This window comes from Ruminococcus sp., from assembly GCF_017650195.1.
Classification (GTDB): domain Bacteria; phylum Bacillota; class Clostridia; order Oscillospirales; family Ruminococcaceae; genus Ruminococcus.
In genome coordinates this window covers 1-3,474 of the sequence record NZ_JAGCFH010000128.1, presented here as the reverse complement: position 1 = coordinate 3,474, position 3,474 = coordinate 1, and the positions used below count along the sequence as shown (strand labels likewise).

4 protein-coding genes are annotated in these 3,474 nt (G+C 43.4%); all 4 read left to right on the top strand.

The window, feature by feature from the left end; translation table 11 throughout:
• Positions 1 to 54: 54 nt before the first annotated feature.
• Positions 55 to 750, top strand: coding sequence for a DUF6709 family protein (locus J6U00_RS05880; RefSeq protein ID WP_296580120.1), 696 nt, complete (start codon positions 55 to 57; stop codon positions 748 to 750).
• A 194-nt stretch (positions 751 to 944) separates the two neighbouring features.
• A complete protein-coding gene (locus tag J6U00_RS05875) occupies positions 945 to 1,883 on the top strand; it encodes a MoxR family ATPase (protein ID WP_296580118.1) in 939 nt (312 codons plus the stop codon).
• Positions 1,880 to 3,052 (top strand): DUF58 domain-containing protein, encoded by a 1,173-nt coding sequence (locus J6U00_RS05870; protein ID WP_296580116.1) that lies wholly within the window; start codon positions 1,880 to 1,882, stop codon positions 3,050 to 3,052. Before J6U00_RS05875 ends, J6U00_RS05870 begins: the two co-directional genes overlap by 4 nt.
• 3 nt (positions 3,053 to 3,055) lie before the next feature.
• The coding region (locus tag J6U00_RS05865) for a hypothetical protein (protein ID WP_296580115.1) at positions 3,056 to 3,474 on the top strand (419 nt) is incomplete at its 3' end.

Genomic DNA, 3,474 nt, shown 5'->3' with positions numbered 1-3,474 from the left:
TAACAGGGCAGCAGAATGTAATGCTGCCCTGTTTTGGTATAGAAGGAGGTTTATATGAAGAGCAAGTTGCTTAAGTTCATTATTGTGTTTGTTATTATCTGTGCGGCCATAACTTTTGGAGTTGGGAAAAACGCTATTCTGTATTTAAAAGGAGATTATATTGATTTCAACCACTCAGATATCAGTGATTATAAAAAGGTCACGATGATAAAGGGCGAGATAAGTGGAGTTTACGGTCAGTTTGCCGAAATGACTGAATCGCGCAAGAGCTATGGTATAACGACAGGCAAGACTGTAACGAATTACTATCTTGTAGGTATAAACGACACAGCTACCAATAAAAAGATATACGAGGACTTAGATAGCGACCCTGCTTATGAAGAGAATTTTGTTGTTGTTCTTAGCTCCAGCAGAAAGGATATGCAGGATAAACTCGCGGCAAACATGGATGGATGGCAAGACCTTTTAAATGGAAAGACCGATAAGGTGCCCGAGCCAGTACAATTTGAAGGAAAGCTTTGGAAACAACCCACTGACAAAGAATATATCAACTACAGAGAAGATTATGTCTTGGATTGCGGTTTTAATTCAAGTCAGGTTGCTGATTATAGAATGGTGGATAATCCGCCGGGAAAGTCTGATGTTATTATTGCATGTATAGCTGCACTGCTTACTCTTATCGGCATAATTGTTCTTATTGCAGGACTTCTTTCTGCACGCGGAAGCAAAAGCAGCGGAGATTATTATTGATATCACGTAAAGCGGCATCAAGTGCCGCTTTATTTTTTATAAATACACAATTTTTCCACATAAAAAGACTTGGTTTGTTGTAAGATGTTACAATAATACCAGACTTTTTTCGTGAGGTTTTCACTTGAAGTCATTGACAAAATATGTTATAATATATTAAATGGATTAAAGCACCAAAAATGAGGTATAAATTTATGAATGCAAATATAAGCACTCTTGCCGGTTCTGTCGGTAGGGTCATAGTAGGAAAGCAGGATACTATTATAAGACTGATTGCAGCACTTCTGTGTGAGGGTCATGTTTTGCTGGAGGACGTTCCCGGGGTTGGAAAGACTCAGTTGATAACAGCTCTCTCACGTTCAATAGGTGGTAAATTCAACAGAATACAGCTAACTCCTGACGTTATGCCTTCTGATATTGCTGGTTTTACCATGCTCGATTCAACTCAGGGGGAGTTCGTTTATCGAGACGGCGCGGTAATGTGCAACTTTCTCCTTGCCGATGAGATAAACCGTGCCTCACCAAAGGTACAGTCAGCTCTTCTTGAGGCTATGGAAGAGCGTCAGATAAGTCTTGATGGTGTTACCCACAGGCTTCCTAAGCCATTTCTTGTAATGGCAACTCAAAACCCGGTGGAGACCTATGGTACTTTCCACCTTCCGGAAGCTCAGATGGACCGTTTCTTTATGAAGTTGTCAATGGGATATCCTTCTGTCGAGGAAGAAATGGAGATACTTGGAAGGACGGAGATGCGTAATCCTATTGCCAATATACCTGAGCCTGTCATGCACGTTGACGATATCATCGCCATGCAGGAGGAGGTTAAAAGGGTAAGAGTAAGCGACGGTGTTAAGCAGTATATTATAAATATCGTTTCCTCAACCCGCTCGGACAGAAATACCGTTCTTGGCATAAGTCCTCGCGGAAGTATAGCGCTTTTCAAGGCTGCAAAGGCTTTTGCTTATATTTATGACAGAGAATATGTTACCCCTGACGATGTCAAGTATGCCGCAGTTTCGGTGCTTGCGCACAGGATAATCCTTTCTCCTCAGGGGAAGACGGCTTTCGGTACGGGCGAAGCATACATCGAAAGTATTCTCAAGAGCTGTCCCGTGCCCGCAATGACAAGATGATAAAGCATATTAAGAGTATCGTCAGCGTGCTTGCAGTTGCTTTTCTCGTATATATATTCACATTTTATATAGATGGTGAAATGGGAATAATACTGCTTGCTTTCGTGGCATTCGCACCACTTGTGTCCCTCTTTTTTATGGCCTATGCAAGAAAAAGAGTAAAAGTGACTTTTAACTGCGACGCTTATGTACAGAAGGGAAGTACGCTGCTCGTTACCATTACTATACGCAAAAAAGGCGCATTTCCGCTTGGTATTGTGGAAATATGCCCTTATGCGACGGAGATATTTGCTCAGAATATAATGAATCGCAAGCTGACCATGCTCACAGAGGAGAAAAAAAGCTTCACCTTTGAGCTTAATGCAGTGGTCGGAGGAAACGGAGAGGTAGGCATAAAAGCTGTGTACTCATGCGGCTTCCTTGGTTTCATGAAAAAGAAAATACTTACTCCGCTACCTCAGCCTGTGTCAGTGGGAGTTATACCCGAGATACCTGAAATTAAGGCATCCTCGCAGCTGTTCCGCTCGATTGCGGAAACAGTGCTTACAAGCGACGAGGATGAGGAAAACGATACGGCTATGCTGTTTTCGGCTAATACAGCTCCCGGATATGAGCATCGTGAGTACATTCACGGTGATCCGTTGAAACGAATAAACTGGAAGCTCTCGTCAAAAAAGGCAAAACTCATGGTACGTCTTGACGAAGCAGCTGCTTCAGTACAGCCTGTTATCGTGCTTGATCTTTTCCGCAGGCAGAGCGTTTCTGCAGCAAATGCCGTAAGAGGTGAGGAGCAGCTATTACGCTCGGTATTCGGACTGCTAAATCTTCTTATAAAGCAGGGTATCGCTTGTAGTTTCGTATACCGTTCCGGAGACGGTACCACTGTATGCGAAAGCGTTGACAACCCCGATTATCCGGATCAGCTCCTACTCAAAGTGCTGGCTGTAAAGGTAGTGCCTGAGGTCCGTGTAGATATAAGACAGTCGGGAAGCTCGGCTTGTTCGTGTATAATCGCCACGACCGATGCAGGCACAGGATTTTCTGAGCTCAGTGACTTTATAGAGGATCCGGACAGTGCTTGTATCATCGGACTGTCTGCGGCTGCTGTAAACACGTCGCAGCTTGCGATGTGGTACCTTGATGAAGAGAATAACTTTAAAATGGTATAAATAATGAAAGAGACCAATACTAAAAAATTCAGTCTTAAGGATTTTTTGTTCAGGACCTTATGCGATCCTGTGCTCTGGTACAATGTGCTTGTGATGATGGCACTTATGTACCACTATCGCAACCGTGATAAAACCGATGAGTTCGGATACGTTTTCTCATTTTTCTGGGGCGTACTGAGCTTTGTGATCGGCTGGATAATGTTCCGAGTGTTCGATTATATGCAGAAGCACCATGTACTAGGCTTCGTTTTATACTCGATAACAGGAGCGATATCCCTATGGTTTTTCCGGGCAGTGCTGGAAAAGGGCGAGGAGAAATATCCTATCACTTGGGGACTCTGGTTCCTAACCCCTCAGGATTCCCTTGATTACAGCAAATGGTATACGGCAGGACTGTTTATCCTGTTCGTTATGTTCATGAG